Below are 639 nucleotides of genomic sequence, written 5' to 3'. Positions count from 1 at the left end.
AGCCGCTTTAGAAAAACTAAGAGCAGCAAAACAAAAAGCAGCTGATGCTAAAACTTTAGCTATTACTAATAAATATAAAGAATATGAAACTAAAGCTGAAGACTTAGAAAAAGAAATTGATGATAAAATTACTGAAACACAAGAAGCTTTAGATAAAGCTAAAGGTGAAGATGCTAGAGTTGACGCTTTAGAAAAAGACTTAAAAGAAGTTATTAAAAACCTTGAAGCAAAACGTGATGAAGCTAATGGTGCTAAAGGCAATATTGATTCATTGGATAGCATTTTACCCGAACTAGACACCGAACTAAAATCTGCTATTCAAAAACATAATACTGAAAACAAACCAGAAAACACTAAACATCAAAAACTTGATGTTGTTCTAAAACAACTAAAAACGCTAACCGATGAAGTTAGTGGTATTTACAATACTCTAAATACAGAAAATACTAAAGATAAAAAAGAAATAACAGATGCTTTAGCTAAAGAAAAAGAAGCATTTAATAATTTAAAACCAAATGTAACTGCTGCAATTAATGCAAAAAATATTGATGAGCTTAAAGAAATTATTAAAAAATTAAGTAAGATTAAAGAAAATGCTGAAAAAGTTAAAAATAGTGCAACCTCAAAACACTATTCAGC

Annotated in this window: 1 protein-coding gene; it reads left to right on the top strand. The window is 28.5% G+C overall.

Annotated elements, in window-relative coordinates; all coding sequences use genetic code 4:
* On the top strand, positions 1 to 639 hold a 639-nt coding region (locus OF364_RS03015), incomplete at both ends, for a V-type ATP synthase subunit I domain-containing protein (RefSeq protein WP_263774134.1).

The organism is Mycoplasma enhydrae (assembly GCF_025779955.1).
GTDB classification, from domain to species: Bacteria; Bacillota_I; Bacilli_A; order Mycoplasmatales; family Metamycoplasmataceae; genus Metamycoplasma; species Metamycoplasma enhydrae.
Note: the sequence above shows the minus strand (reverse complement) of the source record. Positions and strands in the feature narration are given on the sequence as shown.